Source organism: Streptomyces sp. BR123, from assembly GCF_013401435.1.
Taxonomy (GTDB): Bacteria; Actinomycetota; Actinomycetes; order Streptomycetales; family Streptomycetaceae; genus Streptomyces.
In genome coordinates, this window is record NZ_JACBGN010000509.1 from 1 (window position 1) to 2,769 (window position 2,769).

The following is a 2,769-nucleotide window of genomic DNA, read 5'->3' on the forward strand; positions in this document are numbered from 1 at the left end:
CGCCCACGCCGCGGCCCCGGCCGCCCCCGCCAGGACGAGGCCGACAGCGGCCCCGGCACCATGGAGCGGATCCGCCTCGCCGCCCGCTCCGAATTCGCGGCGCGCGGCTACGACAAGGCCTCCCTGCGCGGGATCGCCAAGGCCGCCGGCGTGGACCCCTCCCTGATCCACCACTACTTCGGCAGCAAGGACGAGCTCTTCGCCGACACCATCGAGCTGAGCATGGAGCCCGCCCTCCTGGTCCCGCAGATCCTCGGCGCCGGGCCCGACGGCATCGGCGAGCGCCTGGTCCGCTACTTCCTCGGCATCTGGGAGAAGCCGGTCACCCGCGCCCCGCTCCTCGCGGTGATCCGCTCCGCCCTCACCCACGAGGCCGCGGCCCGGGTGCTGCGCGACCTGGTCCTGCGCCGCCTGCTGGAGCGGGTCGCCGACGAGCTGAACGTCCCCGACCCCACCTTCCGGGCCGAGCTCGCCGCCTCCCACCTGGTCGGCATCGCGGTCCTGCGCTACGTCGTCCAGGTCGAGCCGCTGGCCTCGGCGGACCCGGACCACATCATCGAGCTGGTGGCCCCCACCCTCCAGCGCTACCTGACCGAAGGCTGACCCTCCCGTCCCGGCATCCGGACGACCTGTCCGTATCCCGGGCCAGGGGCGTAGCCTCGTAACCGAGCCATATCCACAGTCGCGGCGGGCGCGGGAGCGCCACCGCAATCATGGGGAGTACCCGATGCCCGAGCTGAGGTCCCGCACCGTCACCCACGGCCGCAACATGGCAGGCGCTCGTGCGCTCATGCGCGCGTCGGGCGTAGCGAGCGAGGACATCGGCAAGCCGATCATCGCGGTCGCCAACTCCTTCACCGAGTTCGTCCCCGGCCACACCCACCTCGCCCCCGTCGGCCGGATCGTCTCCGACGCCATCCGTTCCGCCGGCGCCGTCCCCCGCGAGTTCAACACCATCGCCGTCGACGACGGCATCGCCATGGGCCACGGAGGCATGCTGTACTCGCTGCCCTCCCGCGACCTGATCGCGGACTCCGTCGAGTACATGGTCGAGGCGCACTGCGCCGACGCCCTGATCTGCATCTCCAACTGCGACAAGATCACCCCGGGCATGCTGATGGCCGCCATGCGCCTCAACATCCCGGTCGTCTTCGTCTCCGGCGGCCCGATGGAGGCCGGCCAGGCCACCCTCGTCGACGGCACCGTCCGCAAGCTCGACCTGATCAACGCGATCGTCGACGCGGTCAACGAGGAAGTCTCCGACGAGGACGTCCTGCGCATCGAGGAGAACGCCTGCCCGACCTGCGGCTCCTGTTCCGGCATGTTCACCGCCAACTCGATGAACTGCCTCGCCGAGGCCATCGGCCTGGCCCTCCCCGGCAACGGCTCCGTACTCGCCACCCACACCGCCCGCCGCGCCCTGTACGAGGAGGCCGGCCGCACCGTTGTGGAGATCACCAAGCGGTACTACGAGGACGGCGACGAGTCGGTCCTCCCCCGCAGCATCGCCACCCGCGAGGCCTTCGAGAACGCCATGGCCCTCGACATCGCCATGGGCGGCTCGACCAACACGATCCTGCACCTGCTGGCCGCCGCCCAGGAGGCCGGCCTGGACTACGACCTGCGGGACATCGACGCCGTCTCGCGCCGCGTCCCCTGCCTGGCGAAGGTCGCCCCGAACGTCGCCCCCGGCGGCACGTACTACATGGAGGACGTGCACCGCGCCGGCGGCATCCCCGCCATCCTCGGCGAGCTCCACCGCGGCGGCCTCCTGAACAAGGACGTCACCACCGTCCACTCGGCCAACCTCGACGACTGGCTGGGCACGTGGGACGCCCGCTCCGGCACCGCCTCCGCCGAGGCCGTGGAGCTGTGGCACGCCGCCCCCGGCTGCAAGCGCTCCGCGACCGCCTTCTCCCAGTCCGAGCGGTGGGAGTCCCTCGACCTCGACGCCGAGAACGGCTGCATCCGCTCCGTCGAGCACGCGTACTCCAAGGACGGCGGCCTGGCCGTCCTCAAGGGCAACATCGCGGTCGACGGCTGCGTCGTGAAGACCGCCGGCGTCGACGAGTCCATCTGGACCTTCGAGGGCCCGGCAGTCGTCTGCGAGTCCCAGGACGAGGCCGTCGACAAGATCCTCTCCAAGCAGGTCAAGGAGGGCGACGTCGTCGTCATCCGCTACGAGGGCCCCCGCGGAGGCCCCGGCATGCAGGAGATGCTCTACCCGACCTCCTTCCTGAAGGGCCGCGGCCTCGGCAAGGCCTGCGCCCTGATCACCGACGGCCGGTTCTCCGGCGGCACCTCCGGCCTGTCCATCGGCCACGCGTCCCCGGAGGCGGCCTCGGGCGGCACCATCGCCCTGGTCGAGGACGGCGACCGGATCCGCATCGACATCCCGAACCGCTCGATCGACCTCCTCGTCGACGACGCGACCCTGGCGGCCCGCCGGGAGGCCCTCGGCGGCGTCTACGCCCCGAAGAACCGCGAACGCAAGGTCTCCGCGGCCCTCCGCGCCTACGCCGCCATGGCCACGAGCGCCGACAAGGGCGCAGTCCGCGACGTCACGAAGCTCGGCTGACCCCCGGCCCCGCCCGACCACCCCGGGCGGGGCCGATCAGTACTCCGGCAACCCCAGCCCCCCGGCGCTTGAGGCGCGGGGTCCGGCAAATCAGCCTCGCCGGCGTTTGAGGCGCGAGGGCTGGGGCGGAGCCCCAGGAACTCACGGCTCCGCCGGGCCCGGGGTGCCCACCCCCGCGACGGGCCCCAGCC

Annotated in this window: 2 protein-coding genes; both read left to right on the top strand. The window is 72.3% G+C overall.

Translation table 11 applies throughout. The features are described 5' to 3' along the window. Positions 1–603, top strand: a 603-nt coding sequence (locus HYE82_RS35675) for a TetR family transcriptional regulator (RefSeq protein WP_179178379.1), incomplete at its 5' end; no start/stop codon positions are given. A 124-nt stretch (positions 604–727) separates the two neighbouring features. Then, positions 728–2,578 (top strand): dihydroxy-acid dehydratase, encoded by a 1,851-nt coding sequence (ilvD, locus tag HYE82_RS35680; RefSeq protein ID WP_179178380.1) that lies wholly within the window; start codon positions 728–730, stop codon positions 2,576–2,578. Positions 2,579–2,769: the final 191 nt, after the last annotated feature.